The sequence below is a fragment of the Streptomyces sp. NBC_00078 genome (assembly GCF_026343335.1).
Taxonomy (GTDB): domain Bacteria; phylum Actinomycetota; class Actinomycetes; order Streptomycetales; family Streptomycetaceae; genus Streptomyces.
Genome location: NZ_JAPELX010000001.1, coordinates 2436897 through 2450681 on the forward strand (window position 1 = coordinate 2436897; position 13785 = coordinate 2450681).

Genomic DNA, 13785 nt, shown 5'->3' on the forward strand with positions numbered 1-13785 from the left:
TCCTCCGCAGGGGGTGGGGGCGTCATACGGCTTCTTCCGCGGCGCGGGAGCGGGTCTTGACCGGCAGGATGGCATGGACACGGAAGCCGCCGCCGTAACGGGGGCCGGTGGTGAGGGTGCCCCGCAGGGCGTTGACCCGCTCGCGCATGCCGAGCAGGCCGTGGCCGCCGCCGCTCGTGAGGTCGTTGTCCTCGCCCGAGCCGTTGTCGAGGACGGTGATCTCGATGTTGGGGCCGACGCGTACGACGCTGACCTCGGCCTTCGCCTCCGTACCGGCATGCTTCTGCACGTTGGTCAGGGCTTCCTGGATGACGCGGTAGGCGGCCAGGCCGACGGCGGCGGGAAGGGTGGTGCCCTGGTCGGCGCGGGCGACCTCGACATGCAGGCCGGCGCTGCGGAAGGTGCCGACGAGTTCGTCGAGGCGCTCCAGGCCGGGCGCCGGTTCGGTGGGGGCCTCGGGGTCGCCGGACTGCCGCAACAGGCCGACCGTGGCGCGGAGTTCGTTGAGCGCGGAGCGGCTGGCCTCGCGGACGTGGGCGAGGGCCTCCTTGGCCTGGTCGGGCCGCTTGTCCATGACGTGCGCGGCCACACCGGCCTGCACGTTCACCAGGGCGATGTGGTGGGCGACGACGTCGTGCAGGTCCCGGGCGATACGCAGGCGCTCCTCGGCGACCCGGCGGCGGGCCTCCTCCTCGCGGGTGCGTTCCGCCCGCTCGGCGCGCTCGCGGATGGCCTGGACCACGGCGCGACGACTGCGGACGGCGTCGCCGGCGGTGGCCCCGATGCCGGTCCAGGCGAAGATGGCGAGGTTCTCCTGGGCGTACCAGGGCAGGGGGCCGGCCAGCATGGAGGCACCGGTCAGGACGGTCATCGTCAGCAGGCCCAGACGCCAGGTGGTGGGGCGGTCGGTGGTGGCGGCGACGGTGAAGAGGGCGATGACCGCGGCCATGGCGACGGGGGCCCTGGGATCGCCCACGACGCACTCGACGAGGGCGACGGTGCCGGTGAGGGCGAGGACCGTCCTCGGGGCGCGGCGCCGGAAGACCAGGGCGAGGGCGCCGAGGGCCATGAGCACGAGGGCGAGGACGTCGGGGGTGCGGATGCCCCAGGTGGTGTCGTTGCCGCCCCTTGGGTCCACGAAGGAGCCGGCCACCATGCAGACGAGTACGCCGGCCGCCAGGGTCGCGTCCAACGCGAGGGGGTGCGCCTTCAGCCGGCATCTGGTGCGTTCTAGCGTGCCGCTCACTCCTGAACAGTACGGGGCGCCCGACCCGGCCGGAACGGGTGGTGGCCGCACCTTGACGTGGCCGCGCCCTGGCGCTGCCGCCCCCGGCCCCCGCTTCGGCCCTTGAGGGCATCGTCCTCGAACGCCGGACGGGCCGGCACATTGCCGGACCGGCGTCGAGACGTGCCGTCCGGCGGGCGGAAAACGCCCCGTGACCTACCCGGGGATCAAGCCGTCGTCGCTCAGCAGGTCCCGGACCTCCTCCAAGGTGGCGTCCTCGGACGGGAGGATCAGTTCCGAAGGCTCCAGGGAGTCGTCGGGCAGGGGGTCGCCCAGCTCGCGGACCTTGGCGAGAAGGGCCTGCAGGGTGCGGCGGAAGGCGGGGCCGTCGCCGTTCTGCATTTCCTGCAGGAGGACGTCGTCCAGCTTGTTCAGCTCGGTGAGGTGGCCCTCGGCCAGCCTCACCTGCCCCTCCCCCATGATCCGTACGATCATGTCGCCCTCCTCGGCGTGGGCCGCTACTGCTTGTCGAAGCGCGGAGTGTCCTTCGGCTGCTGCTGGGACTGCGAGCCGCCCGCGCCGCCCTCGATCGCCTGGGGGGACGAGGAGCCGCCGGCCAGTTCGGCCTTCATGCGCTGCAGTTCCAGCTCTACATCCGTACCACCGGAGATCCGGTCCAGCTCGGCCTGGATCTCGTCCTTGTGCATGCCGGACTGGTCGTCGAGGGCGCCCGAGGCGAGCAGTTCGTCGATGGCGCCTGCCCGGGCCTGCAGCTGCGCCGTCTTGTCCTCGGCGCGCTGGATCGCCAGGCCCACGTCGCCCATTTCCTCCGAGATGCCGGAGAAGGCCTCGCCGATCCGGGTCTGGGCCTGGGCGGCGGTGTACGTGGCCTTGATCGTCTCCTTCTTCGTACGGAAGGCGTCGACCTTGGCCTGGAGCCGCTGGGCCGCCAGAGTGAGTTTCTCCTCCTCGCCCTGCAGCGTCGCGTGCTGTGTCTCCAGGTCGGTGACCTGCTGCTGGAGCGCGGCACGACGCGAGAGCGCCTCGCGGGCCAGGTCCTCACGGCCCAGCGCGAGCGCCTTGCGGCCCTGGTCCTCCAGCTTCGTCGACTGCGACTGCAGCTGGTTGAGCTGGAGCTCCAGGCGCTTGCGCGACGTGGCCACGTCGGCCACACCACGCCGCACCTTCTGCAGTAGCTCCAACTGCTTCTGGTACGAGTAATCGAGGGTTTCGCGCGGGTCCTCGGCCCGGTCAAGGGCCTTGTTCGCCTTCGCGCGGAAGATCATCCCCATACGCTTCATGACACCGCTCATGGGCTTCGCGCGCCCCCTTCTGACGTCCAGCTCTGCGACAGGACCCACAGTACGGGCCCTGCATCCATTGACGCACTGTTCGGGGACGGATGCGCTCATCCCCAAGGACGACTGCCACCGCTCCCGCTCCGGCGTAGGGAGTAGGTGTCCCCCCAAGGAAACCCCTGACGGACACCGGGGCCGGAAGCAGGCGCAACGTCCCCTCTGTCCCTTACATGACGACTGGTGTTGCCGGATCGTTCCCCGCGGGGCTGGGGTCCAACCCCGGGCACCCCGTACCCTTGGGTTTTGTGTTCCGTAGCCGTGCCAAGGAAGAGAAGGCCGCAGGCGCCGACAAGGCGTCGCTGACCGACTCCAAGCAGCCCCGTGACCCTCAGGCCAAGAAGGGAAGGCCCACGCCCAAGCGCAGTGCGGCCCAGTCCCAGCGCCGCAGCGTCGCCAACACCTCGATGACGCGCAAGGACGCCTCCAAGCGCCAGCGCGACGAGCGGCGTGCCGCGATGGACCGGCAGCGCCAGGCGCTGGCCGGCGGCGACGAGCGTTATCTGCCCGCCCGCGACAAGGGGCCGGTGCGGAAGTTCGCCCGTGACTGGATCGACTCCCGTTTCAACGTCGCGGAGTTCTTCCTGCCGATGGCCGTGGTCATCCTCGTGCTGAGCATGGTGCGGGTGGGTTCGCTGCAGAGCATCGCGCTGCTGCTGTGGCTCGTGGTGATCGTGCTCATCGTGCTCGACGCGATCGTCAGCGCCTTCCGGCTGAGGAAGCAGCTCGCCGAGCGCTTCCCGGACCAGAACACCAAGGGCGCCACCCGATACGCCCTGATGCGCTCCCTCCAGATGCGTAGACTCCGGCTGCCGAAGCCGCAGGTCAAGCGCGGAGAGCGGCCCTGAGCGCTACGTCGTTCTCCGGGGGCGCGGCGGATGCCTGGCTCAACACGCTGGGCGGTCTGCGCGATGTCGTACGTCAGGAGCTGGTGGCCCGGCAGCTCGACGAGCAGATAGCGGGACGTTTCCCGGTGGGGCAGCGGCTTCGGGTGCTCGACGTGGGCATGGGCCAGGGCACTCAGGCGCTGCGTCTGGCCCGGGCCGGGCATCAGGTGACCGGGCTCGAACAGGACTCCACGATGGTCGCCGCCGCGCGCGAGGCCCTCTCCGAGGAGCCCGAGGGCATCCGGGAGCGGGTGCGGATCATCGAGGGCGACGGCCGCGACACCGGCGTGCACTTCCTGCCGGGCAGCTTCGACGTGGTCCTGTGCCACGGGGTCCTGATGTACGTCGAGGAGCCTGATCCGCTGCTGGCCGGACTGGCCAGGATGCTCGCCCACGGCGGACTGCTGTCGCTGCTCGTGCGCAACGCCGACGCGCTGGCGATGCGCCCGGGGCTGTCCGGGGACTGGGCGTCCGCGCTGAGCGCCTTCGACACGGTGTCGTACACCAACCGGCTGGGCCTGGACGTCCGGGCCGACCGGCTGGGGACGCTGACCGCGACGCTGGCCGGGATCGGCGCGCCGCTGCACGCCTGGTACGGGGTGCGGGTGTTCACGGACACCGCGGCCGACGGGGCGGAGATCCCGGCGGACGCGCAGACCCTGCTGGCGGCCGAGGAGCGGGCGGGGCGGACGGATCCGTACCGCGGGGTGGCGGCACTGCTGCACCTGTGCGGGGTACGCGGCTGAGCCCCATTCGGGCGTGCACCACAAGCCGGGGATTCACTCCGAAGTGAGACTCGGGGCATGGACGTCTCCCGCACCCGTGCCCTACGGCTGCTCGCCTCTGCCGCCGCTCTCTGCTGCTCTGTCGCGTTCGTCTCGGCCTGCTCCGACTCCGGTTCCCGGGACGGGGCGGAGAAGTCGACCGCGCAGGCAGCACAGGCCGCCGTCCCCATGACGACCAGCGATCTGCAGAGCGACTACCAGAAGGTGATCAAGGACGTACTGCCGTCGGTCGTGCAGATCCAGGCGGGCAACGATCTGGGGTCGGGGATCGTGTACGACGACCAGGGGCACATCGTCACCAACGCGCATGTCGTCGGCGGTGAGAAGACGTTCCAGGTGACGACCGCCAACAGCGAGGACGTGCACACGGCCAAGCTGGTCTACTCGTACCCGGACCAGGACCTCGCCGTCATCAAGCTGGACGAGGCGCCCGGCGGGCTCCAGGCGGCGACCTTCGCGGACTCCTCGAAGGTCGCGGTCGGGCAGATCGTGCTGGCGATGGGCTCGCCGCTCGGGCTGTCGTCCAGCGTGACGCAGGGCATCGTGTCGGCGACCGGACGGACCGTCACCGAGGGCAGCTCGGGCGGCGGCACGGGCGCGACGATCGGGAACATGGTGCAGACGTCCGCGGCCATCAACCCCGGCAACAGCGGCGGCGCCCTCGTCAACCTCGACGGGCAGGTCATCGGCATTCCGACGCTCGCCGCCACCGACCCCGATCTCGGGGGCAGCGCGGCGCCCGGGATCGGGTTCGCGATCCCCTCATCGATGGTGAGGACGATCGCCGACCAGATCATCAAGGACGGCAAGGTCACCGACTCGGGCCGGGCGGCGCTGAACATCACGGGACGTACGGTCGTCGACAGCCGGTACCAGGCCGCCGGGGTCGCCGTCGTCGAGGTGAAGAGCGGCGGGGCGGCCGACAAGGCCGGCATCCAGGCCGGGGACATCATCACCAGGCTGGGCGACACGGGCATCACCACGATCACGTCCCTGTCCGAGGCGCTGGCGGCGGACCAGCCGGGCGAGAAGACGTCGGTGACGTTCACCCGGAACGGGAGTGAGAAGAAGACCGAGGTGACGCTGGGCGAGCAGTGAGCGGAGGGGGCGGCCGGGTCGCGGCCGCCCCCTCCGCCCGGGGCTTCGCCCGCCTACGCGTCCTCGGCGTGCAGGCTCATCGGCCCGTAGATCTCCGTGGAGTCCTCGAACAGACGCGCCTGGTCGGCGCCGCCTTCCTGGAGCGGCTTCCAGTACTCCCCGATCCAGGACTCGGCGTCCCCCTGCGTGGTGAACTCCTCGGGCTGCACGGCGGGCTGGACCTCCGCCCCGTCGGCCTTCTCGAACCGCCACGTCCATGACGCCATGTACGCCTCCTCGCTCCGCTGGTTAGGCCGTGATCAACCTACGGTAGTCGGTCGCGTGCGGGTCGTCGTCGGCTCGTCGCGCCCACACTGCGGTAGCCGCATATCCCATACGGCCCCGCGCCCCTTAAGGGCGCCTCCGTGACGCGGGACCGGACGCAACCGGCGAAAATCAATTCCGTGGAAGTGACTCTGCTCGGCACCGGTGCCCCCGCGGGCCTGCCCCGCCCCGACTGTCCCTGTGCCGCCTGTGCGGTCGCGCTCGGCGCCGACGCGCGGGCGGCGACCGCCGTGCTCGTGGACGGGACCCTGCTGCTCGACCTGACCCCGGGCGCGGCGTTCGCGGCCGCGCGGGCCGGGCAGTCGCTGGGCGGCGTACGGCAGGTGCTGCTGTCGCATCCGCACGACGGGCCGGCCGTCGAGGTGCCCGCGGGTCTGCCGCAGCCCGGGCGGGTGCCCGACGGGCGGGAGTTGGCGCTGCTGACGGGACATCGGGTGCGGGCGGTGGCGATGGACGCGCCGGGCACCGGCTACGCGGTGACCGGGCCCACCGGGCAGCGGCTGCTGTATCTGCCGCCCGGGGGCGCACCGGCCGGGCTGGAGAACGGGTCCGCGGAGTCGTACGACATGGTGCTCGCCGATGTCGTGGGGCGGCCGGACGCGCTGGCGAAGCTGCGGGCGGTGGGGGCGCTGGGGCCCACCACCGACGTCGTCGCCGTGCACCTCGACCATGACGTGCCGCCCGGTGCCGAGTTGCGGCGGCGGCTCGCCGCGGCGGGCGCGCGGGCCGTGCCGGACGGCACGACGCTGACCGTCGGGGTCTACGAGAACGTGCCCGATGTGCCGCGGCGGACGCTGGTGCTGGGCGGCGCCCGGTCCGGGAAGTCGGTGGAGGCCGAGCGGCGCCTGGAGGCCTTTCCCGAGGTGCTGTACGTGGCGACGGGCGGCTCCCGCAGCGGGGACACGGAATGGGCCTCGCGGGTCGCCGTCCACCGGGAGCGCCGGCCCGGGTCCTGGCGGACCGCCGAGACCTGCGACCTGGTGCCGATGCTCCAGGACGACGGACCGCCGCTGCTCGTCGACTGTCTGTCCCTGTGGCTGACGGACGCGATGGACTCCGCCGGGGCGTGGGACGACGCGGTGTGGGCGGACGGCGGTGAGCGCGCGCTGCGCGAGCGGGTGCGGGAGCTGACGGCGGCGGTGCGGGCGACCCGGCGGACCGTGGTCGCCGTGTCGAACGAGGTGGGGTCGGGGATCGTCCCGGCCACCGCGTCGGGGCGGCGGTACCGGGACGAGCTCGGGCGGCTGAACGCGGCGTTCGCCGGAGAGTGCGAACAGGTGGTGCTCGTGGTGGCGGGACAGGCCCTGGTGCTACGCGGCTGACGCCGTTCGGCGGGCGATGATCCGGCATGTGTACGGGAGCCGGTCCAGGACGTGACGGCTCGTCGCCACGATCGTGCAGCCCTGGGACTCGAGTTGCGCGCGCAGGCCATGGGCCTCGGGAGGGGCCGCCTCCACAAGGAGCAGGCCGCCGGGGCGCAGCAGGGTGAGGGCGGCGTGGAGCTCGGCGGCCGGGTCCGGGGCGGGTGAGCGGCGCTCCAGGAGCGTGACGACGTCGTAGCGGGCACGCAGGATCGTCGTGATGTGAGGATCCGTCACATGCCCCGCGTACGCCTCCTCGACCCGCTCGGCGTGACGGGCGTACGCCACGCGCGGGGTGGGGTCGAGGCCGTCGATGGAGGTGTAGGGGAAGAGTTGTCGCGCTGTCTCGGGGAAGTGGGCGTCGCCCGTGCCCACGTCCAGCCAGCTCTCCGGTTCGGGCAGCAGCCGCCAGATCGCCCGGGCCGTCGAACGGTGGCGTCTTTGCCGGTCGAGGACACTGACGCGGGTGCGCAGGCTGTTCATGGCGGCTCCCGAAGACGTACGACAATCCGCTGCAAAACGGAACGTATGGGATCCAGATCTTGGGAGCAACGACGTCACGCGCGCGTGGTGCCCATGTGGCGCTGTCACGTTCGATCGGTGGCGGTACTGTTCGGCGAATGAGCTCGCTTAATCTCGACGACTTCACCGATCTGATCGAGCGCCCTGACGGCGGGGTGCGCCGCGACGCCGAGGAGCGCCGGGAGCGTCAGATCGTGCCCCCCGGGTCGCTGGGCCGCCTCGACGTCCTGGGCGAGTGGCTGTCCGCGGCACAGTCGGCGGTGCCGGTACGGCCGATCGAACGACCGCGGGTCATTCTGTTCGCCGGTGACCACAAGGTCGCCGAACTCGGCGTCTCGGCGCGGCCCGCGGGCAGCGCGGACGCCCTGGTGCGCGAGGTCCTGGAGGGCGGCCGTCCGGTGTCGGTGCTGGCCCGGCGCCTCGGCGTGCCGGTGCGCGTCGTCGACATGGCGCTGGACTGCGATCCGGAGGCGCTGCCCGAGGAGGTCGCGGGGCACCGGGTGCGGCGCGGCAGCGGACGTATCGACATCGAGGACGCGCTGACGGCCGAGGAGGCGGAGGCCGCGTTCCGTGCCGGGGTCGCGGTGGCCGACGAGGAGGCCGACTCCGGTACGGATCTGGTGGTGCTCGGCGATGTGAGCGTCGGCGGGACGACACCGGCCGGCGTGCTGATCGCCGCGCTGTGCGGGACCGACGCGTCCGTCGTCACCGGGCGGGGCGGGCTCACCATCGACGACCTGGCCTGGATGCGCAAGTGCGCGGCGATCCGGGACGCGCTCAGGCGGGCCCGGCCGGTGCTGGGCGACCAACTGCAGCTGCTGGCGGCCGTGGGCGGGGCCGATCTCACCGCGATGACGGGTTTCCTGTTGCAGAGCGCGGTGCGCAAGACGCCGGTGATCCTGGACGGGGTCGTGGCGGCGGCCTGTGCGCTGGTGGCGCAGCGGGTCGCGTTCCGGGCACCGGACTGGTGGCTGGCCGCGCACGACAGCGGGGAGCCGGGCCAGGCGAAGGCGCTGGACCGGATGGCGCTGGAGCCGCTGCTGTCGCACGGGGTGACCGTGGGCGAGGGCGCGGGGGGACTGCTGGCGCTGCCGCTGGTGCAGGCCGCGGCGGCGCTGGCCGCGGAGCTACCGGAGAAGCCGCAGGTGGCCGAGGTGGCTGAGAAGTCCGAGGAACCCGGGAAGAAGGGCGAGGAGACCGAGGCGGAGGAGAAGGGGTAGGCCAAAGAACCCGCCGAAAGTCGACCGGCCTCAGACCAAAGATGGTGAGGTTCATCGAGGCATCGCCCATATGATCCTCATCCATGGGAGATGCCCGAATTGCCTCGCGGCGTGCCGCCGCCTTCGCCGTCTGGTACTTGCGGGCCGTCGCGTTCGTCAATTTCCTCAGTGCCGTCTGGGTCTCTCTGGGGCAGGACGTGCGACGGCACAACCAGGAGAACTTCTTCACCCCGTACCTGCTGACCGCTGGCTTCGCCTCCGGGGTCTTCACGGCGTTCCTCGCCATCACCATGCGGCGCCGCAAGCGCGCCGCATGGATCCTCAACCTCGCCCTGGCGGGCCCGTTCCTCGGGCTGTTCTCCTTCGCCATGACGTTCCCTGAGATCCGGCAGTACGTGCAGAACTGGATCTCGCTGGCCCTCACCGCCGCCTTCGTCGTGGCCCTGCTGGTCGGGCGGCGGGAGTTCTACGCCAAGGGCGACCGCTCGAACCCGAAGCTCGCCGCCGCCGTCGCGGTGGGCGGCACACTGGTCGCCTCGCTGCTGGCGGCGCTGCTGGTGACGGTCACCAACGAGGCGGCGGACGCGTCCCGTTCGACGTTCCCCGAGCGGTGGCGCTACGGCACCTTCCGCCTCGTCTCCATCGCCGTCGACGAATCCCACTTCCCGGGCGTCGAGGCGCCGAACTGGATCAACGTCGCCATCAACGTCCTCAGCACGATCCTCGTCCTCGCCGTCTTCTACGCCGCCTTCCGGTCCCGGCGCGCCGTCGACCCGCTCACCGAGGACGACGAGAAGCGGCTGCGGGAGCTGCTGGAGCGGCAGGGCGAGCGGGACTCGCTCGGCTACTTCTCGCTGCGCCGGGAGAAGAGCGTCGTGTGGTCGCCGACCGGCAAGGCGGCTGTCGCGTACCGGGTCGTCGGGGGCGTCTCGCTGGCGTCCGGTGATCCCATCGGCGACCCGGAGGCCTGGCCCGGCGCGATCGAGCCGTGGCTGGCCGAGGCGCGGGCGCACGGCTGGATCCCGGCCGTGATGGGGGCGAGCGAGGAGGCCGGGACCGTGTACGCGCGACACGGCCTGGACGCGCTGGAGCTCGGCGACGAGGCCCTGGTGGAGGTCGCCGAGTTCACCTTGGAGGGGCGCGCCATGCGGACGGTGCGGCAGGCCTACAACCGGGTGAAGCGGGCCGGGTACACCGTGCGCGTCCGGCGGCACGAGGACATCCCCGACGACGAGATGACGTACCTGCTGAAGCGGGCGGACGACTGGCGCGACGGGGCCACCGAGCGTGGGTTCAGCATGGCGCTGGGCCGGCTCGGGGATCCGGACGACGGCCAGTGCGTGATGCTCGAATGCACGGACGGTGAGGGCGAGTTGAGGGCGCTGCTGTCCTTCGTGCCCTGGGGGCCGCACGGGCTCTCCCTCGACCTGATGCGACGCGACCGCGACTCCGACAACGGGCTGATGGAGTTCATGGTGCTCGAACTCCTGCGCCGCGCCGACGAGATCCAGGTCAGGCAGGTCTCGCTCAACTTCGCCATGTTCCGTTCCGTCTTCGAACGTGGGGCGCGCCTTGGTGCCGGGCCGGTGCTGCGGCTGTGGCGCTCGCTGCTCAGCTTCTTCTCGCGCTGGTGGCAGATCGAGTCGCTGTACCGCGCCAACGCCAAGTACCGGCCCATCTGGGAGCCCCGGTTCCTGCTCTTCGAGAAGAGCGCGGACCTGCCGCGCATCGGTATCGCGTCGGCTCGCGCGGAAGGGTTTCTGGAGGCGCCCGGGCTGCCGAAGTGGCTGCACCGCAAGCACCTCGAAACGCACAGGTGAGGACCGCCGGATGAACAGGCTCGCACGCTGGGCCCGCGCCGAATGGGGACTCCTGTACCGCACGGCGCGTGACCCGCTGGTCGAGCGGCGCCTGCGGGCGATCCCGATGACGCTCGGGGCGGTGGCGCTGACGACGGTCGTGCAGATCGTGCAGAACCAGTCGTGGGGCTATCGGTTCGTGCAGGACGTCGGGGCCGTGCGCGCCGAGGACCCGCTGTGGCTGGCGCTGGTCCGCACTCCCCTCTCGCTGTTCGTCCCGGCGCTGGACCTCCCGGTCTGGGGCGCACTCGCGCAGATCCTCTTCGTCTTCGGGATCGCGGAGATCTGCATCGGCCGGTGGCGCACGCTCGTCATCGCCTACGCCGCCACCCTCGCCGGAACGCTGTACGCCCGCCTGGGCATCTGGCTCGGCTTCGACAGCCCGCTGGGGCTGCCCACTTCGGACGCGCGGGTCGTGGACACCGGCCCGTCGGCGGCCGTGGTGGGCCTCGCCGTCTTCCTCGGCTGGCGCTACGGCGCCCGTGTCACGGCCGGTGCGGTGATCGCGGCGATGGCGATCGAGGTGCTGCTGAAGGGAAACCTCGCCGGCAAGGAACACCTGGCGGCGATCGCGACGGTGGTACTCCTGTGCGCCGTCTCGACCCTGCGCCACCGCCACCGCCACCGCCGCCGCCACCGGCCGAGTGGGCGGGCGCGATTCAGCTCCCGTCCGGGCCCGCCGCCGACAAGATCCTGACATCCCCGGCCGAGGTCCGGGGGTCCCGGCGCTCGGGAGTTCTCACCGGCCCAGGGCGCGGGTCGGTTCAGGGTCGGGCTTTCCGCCGACGAGGTCCTGGAGCCTGCGGCGGGGGCCGGCCCAGCGGCGGTCGTGGCGGTAGGCGCGCAGGGTGGACCTGGCCCGGGCGCGCGGGCGGCGGCGGTAGAAGCGCCTGGCCCAGGGTGAGCCGGGACGGGCGAGGCGGACGGCACCGATCAGACCGACGAGCGGGATGATCACGCTGAAGATCGCCATCCTGGCCTTGCCCTTGCTCAGGACGGCCAGCGCGAACAGGAAGTTGATCACCACCGTCGAGATCACGCTGCCCCGGTCCTGCAGCTCCCCCTGGCTCATGTCGTTGACGCCGAACGGCGAGAAGCCCGCGAGCATCAGCCCGACCAGGGCCGCCGTCAGCACGACGACCTCCACGCTCTTGCGGCCCTCCTCGCTCCAGTAGACGTCGTCGAGGTGCAGGATCAGCGCGAACTCGTCGAGGACCAGGCCGGCCCCCATGCCGAAGACCACCGCGAAGGCGGCCGCGCCGAACCCGTGCCGGCTGCTGGCGACCGCTCCGAAGCCGCCGAGCACGGTGAGCACGACGCCGGGCACGACATGGTGGATGTGCAGCCCGCCCGCCTTGACGTTGCCGAAGGGGCCCTTGCCCGCCCGGATGAGGCGGACGATCATCCGGGTGATCAGGAACGTCAGCACGAACGCGGTGAGGGCGAGCAGCAACGGCAGCTTGCCGGGCTCGATGATGTTCCGCTGCAACCAATGTCCCATATGCGCACTTTACTCAGCTGTGCCTGGCGGCATCCGCACCCCTCACACCTGCCGGCCGGCCTTTCCGGCCGGGGGTCCGGGGGTTGTCCCCCGGAAGAACGCAGCCACGGCCGCCGCGGCTGTCCCGACGACCGCCCGGTAACCTGCGCCGGTGCTCAAGACCCCCTGGCCGGACGGCCTCCGCTTCGCCTTCGGCACCCTCACCGTGCTGCCCGTCCCGGTGACCCGCTGGGACCGGGACGCCGCGCGCGGCGGCATGCTCTGCGCCCCGCTCGCCGGACTGGTCGTCGGCGGGTGCGCGGCGCTGGCCGGTGTGGCGCTGTCGGCACTGGGCGCCGGTCCGCTGCCGGCTGCCGTCGCCTCCGCCGCCGTACCCGCCGTCCTCACCCGCGGACTGCACCTCGACGGGCTCGCGGACACCGCGGACGGGCTCGGCAGCGGCAAGCCCGCCGAGGACGCGCTGCGGATCATGAAGCAGTCGGACATCGGGCCGTTCGGGGTGATCACGCTCGTCCTGGTGCTGCTGGCGCAGGTGGCGGTGCTGGCTCAGGCGTACGGCGACTCGTGGGGGCGGGGTGCGCTCGCCGCCGTCGTCTCGGCGACCGCCGCCCGGCTCGCGCTCACCCTGGCCGCGCGGGCGGGCGTGCCGGCCGCCCGGCCCGAAGGGTTGGGGGCGGCGGTAGCGGGCGTGGTGCCGGTACGCGCGGCGGTGGTCGCGGCGGTCGTCGTGACCGGGGCGGCCGCCGCCGGGGGTGCGCTGACCGGGACGTACGACATGGTCCGTACGGCGGCGGCGGTCCTTGCCTCCCTCGCCGTCGCCGAACTCCTGCTCCGCCACTGCACACGCCGCTTCGGCGGGGTCACCGGCGATGTGTTCGGAGGGCTGGCGGAGACCGCGGCGACGGTTTCGCTCCTGGTGCTGTCACTGGGGCAGTAGTCTTTTCGGCCGTACGGACAAAAGATCGTGATCGGGGGACGTTCGTGCCGAAACTTCGTCGTGCCATGGCCTGGTTCATCGACTTCGCGCTGGTGCTCGCACTGGCCGCCGCACTGGCTGCGCTCACCTTCCACCGCATCTCCGCGCTCGTCACCGACGTGCCCGAACTCGCCACCCGCGGCGGCTTCGACCTGGTGAGCTCGCGCGGCGACGTCATCGGCGCCTCGGAGAGCGTCGGGCTGTCGCTGTGGGGCAAGGTCGTGCTCCAGGTCGAGGAGGCCTTCGGGGCGCTGATCGTGGCGACGTTCCTGTACCAGTGGGGCTGCCTCGCGCTTGCCGGACGGACCATCGGCAAGGGACTGCTCGGGCTGAAGGTCACACCGAGCGCTCCTCGCCGGGCCGCCGTGCGCGCCGCCGTCACCACCGCCGCGGACATAGCCGTCTACGCCGTCGCCTGCATCCTGCTGGTCGAGGGTCACTTCGTGCTGTCGGTCCTCGTGTGGGCACTGGCCGTCACGATCTTCTTCCTCAACGCGCTGCCGGTCTTCTCGCCCACCCGCCGCTCCCTCGCCGACCGCTTGGCGGGCACGGCGGTGACCGGCTTCGGGATCACCGGGCCCGGCGCCACACCCCCGGTTCGTCCGTTTTAGTTCCTGGTGCCGTACCCGCTGTCCGTTCTCGGGGCCGTACCGCTCGCACATCCGGTCGTCC

15 protein-coding genes are annotated in these 13785 nt (G+C 71.9%); 9 read left to right on the forward strand and 6 right to left on the reverse strand.

The window, feature by feature from the left end; all coding sequences use genetic code 11:
- Window positions 1-22 precede the first annotated feature (22 nt).
- From OOK07_RS11400 to OOK07_RS11410, 3 genes are all read right to left on the reverse strand, one after another.
- A complete protein-coding gene (locus OOK07_RS11400) occupies window positions 23-1246 on the reverse strand; it encodes a sensor histidine kinase (RefSeq protein WP_266679385.1) in 1224 nt (407 codons plus the stop codon).
- Between the two features lie 195 nt (window positions 1247-1441).
- Window positions 1442-1720 carry a PspA-associated protein PspAA gene (gene pspAA, locus OOK07_RS11405; RefSeq protein ID WP_266679387.1) on the reverse strand — a complete coding sequence of 93 codons (279 nt, stop codon included), beginning with the start codon at window positions 1718-1720 and terminating at the stop codon, window positions 1442-1444.
- Window positions 1721-1743: 23 nt separating this feature from the next.
- Window positions 1744-2511, reverse strand: coding sequence for a PspA/IM30 family protein (locus tag OOK07_RS11410; protein WP_266520206.1), 768 nt, complete (start codon window positions 2509-2511; stop codon window positions 1744-1746).
- A gap of 242 nt (window positions 2512-2753) precedes the next feature.
- Here OOK07_RS11410 and OOK07_RS11415 point away from each other — a divergent pair, with 242 nt between their 5' ends.
- The 3 genes from OOK07_RS11415 (at window position 2754) to OOK07_RS11425 (ending at window position 5350) form a co-directional block, all read left to right on the forward strand.
- Entirely contained in the window at window positions 2754-3428 is a 675-nt protein-coding gene (locus OOK07_RS11415) for a DUF3043 domain-containing protein (RefSeq protein ID WP_266679389.1), read from the forward strand.
- Between the two features lie 83 nt (window positions 3429-3511).
- Window positions 3512-4213, forward strand: a complete 702-nt coding sequence (locus OOK07_RS11420; RefSeq protein WP_266796209.1) for a class I SAM-dependent methyltransferase — start codon at window positions 3512-3514, stop codon at window positions 4211-4213.
- 57 nt (window positions 4214-4270) lie between these two features.
- Window positions 4271-5350: a S1C family serine protease gene (locus OOK07_RS11425; protein WP_266796210.1), complete on the forward strand. Its 1080-nt coding sequence runs from the start codon at window positions 4271-4273 to the stop codon at window positions 5348-5350.
- A 53-nt stretch (window positions 5351-5403) separates the two neighbouring features.
- Here OOK07_RS11425 and OOK07_RS11430 read toward each other — a convergent pair whose 3' ends face one another.
- A complete protein-coding gene (locus OOK07_RS11430) occupies window positions 5404-5616 on the reverse strand; it encodes a hypothetical protein (protein WP_266512951.1) in 213 nt (70 codons plus the stop codon).
- Window positions 5617-5793: 177 nt separating this feature from the next.
- Here OOK07_RS11430 and OOK07_RS11435 point away from each other — a divergent pair, with 177 nt between their 5' ends.
- Window positions 5794-6996: a bifunctional adenosylcobinamide kinase/adenosylcobinamide-phosphate guanylyltransferase gene (locus OOK07_RS11435; protein ID WP_266796212.1), complete on the forward strand. Its 1203-nt coding sequence runs from the start codon at window positions 5794-5796 to the stop codon at window positions 6994-6996.
- Here OOK07_RS11435 and OOK07_RS11440 read toward each other — a convergent pair.
- Window positions 6985-7518 (reverse strand): methyltransferase domain-containing protein, encoded by a 534-nt coding sequence (locus tag OOK07_RS11440; protein ID WP_266796213.1) that lies wholly within the window; start codon window positions 7516-7518, stop codon window positions 6985-6987. The two genes, OOK07_RS11435 and OOK07_RS11440, sit on opposite strands and share 12 nt — an antisense overlap.
- A 137-nt stretch (window positions 7519-7655) precedes the next feature.
- Between OOK07_RS11440 and cobT the strand changes: the two genes are divergently transcribed.
- From cobT to OOK07_RS11455, 3 genes are all read left to right on the forward strand, one after another.
- A complete protein-coding gene (gene cobT, locus OOK07_RS11445) occupies window positions 7656-8777 on the forward strand; it encodes a nicotinate-nucleotide--dimethylbenzimidazole phosphoribosyltransferase (protein WP_266796215.1) in 1122 nt (373 codons plus the stop codon).
- An 83-nt stretch (window positions 8778-8860) separates the two neighbouring features.
- Entirely contained in the window at window positions 8861-10597 is a 1737-nt protein-coding gene (locus OOK07_RS11450) for a phosphatidylglycerol lysyltransferase domain-containing protein (protein ID WP_266796217.1), read from the forward strand.
- A 10-nt stretch (window positions 10598-10607) separates the two neighbouring features.
- The gene (locus OOK07_RS11455; protein ID WP_266679405.1) at window positions 10608-11333 is read left to right on the forward strand and encodes a hypothetical protein; all 726 of its coding nucleotides are present in this window, start codon (window positions 10608-10610) and stop codon (window positions 11331-11333) included.
- Between the two features lie 42 nt (window positions 11334-11375).
- Here OOK07_RS11455 and OOK07_RS11460 read toward each other — a convergent pair whose 3' ends face one another.
- Entirely contained in the window at window positions 11376-12137 is a 762-nt protein-coding gene (locus OOK07_RS11460; RefSeq protein ID WP_266679407.1) for a hypothetical protein, read from the reverse strand.
- Window positions 12138-12288: 151 nt separating this feature from the next.
- Here OOK07_RS11460 and OOK07_RS11465 point away from each other — a divergent pair, with 151 nt between their 5' ends.
- Together OOK07_RS11465 and OOK07_RS11470 are read left to right on the forward strand one after the other, a co-directional pair.
- Complete coding sequence (locus OOK07_RS11465; RefSeq protein WP_266796219.1) at window positions 12289-13074, forward strand: adenosylcobinamide-GDP ribazoletransferase; 786 nt, start codon at window positions 12289-12291, stop codon at window positions 13072-13074.
- A 65-nt stretch (window positions 13075-13139) separates the two neighbouring features.
- The gene (locus OOK07_RS11470) at window positions 13140-13724 is read left to right on the forward strand and encodes an RDD family protein (protein ID WP_266796221.1); all 585 of its coding nucleotides are present in this window, start codon (window positions 13140-13142) and stop codon (window positions 13722-13724) included.
- Window positions 13725-13785 lie beyond the last annotated feature (61 nt).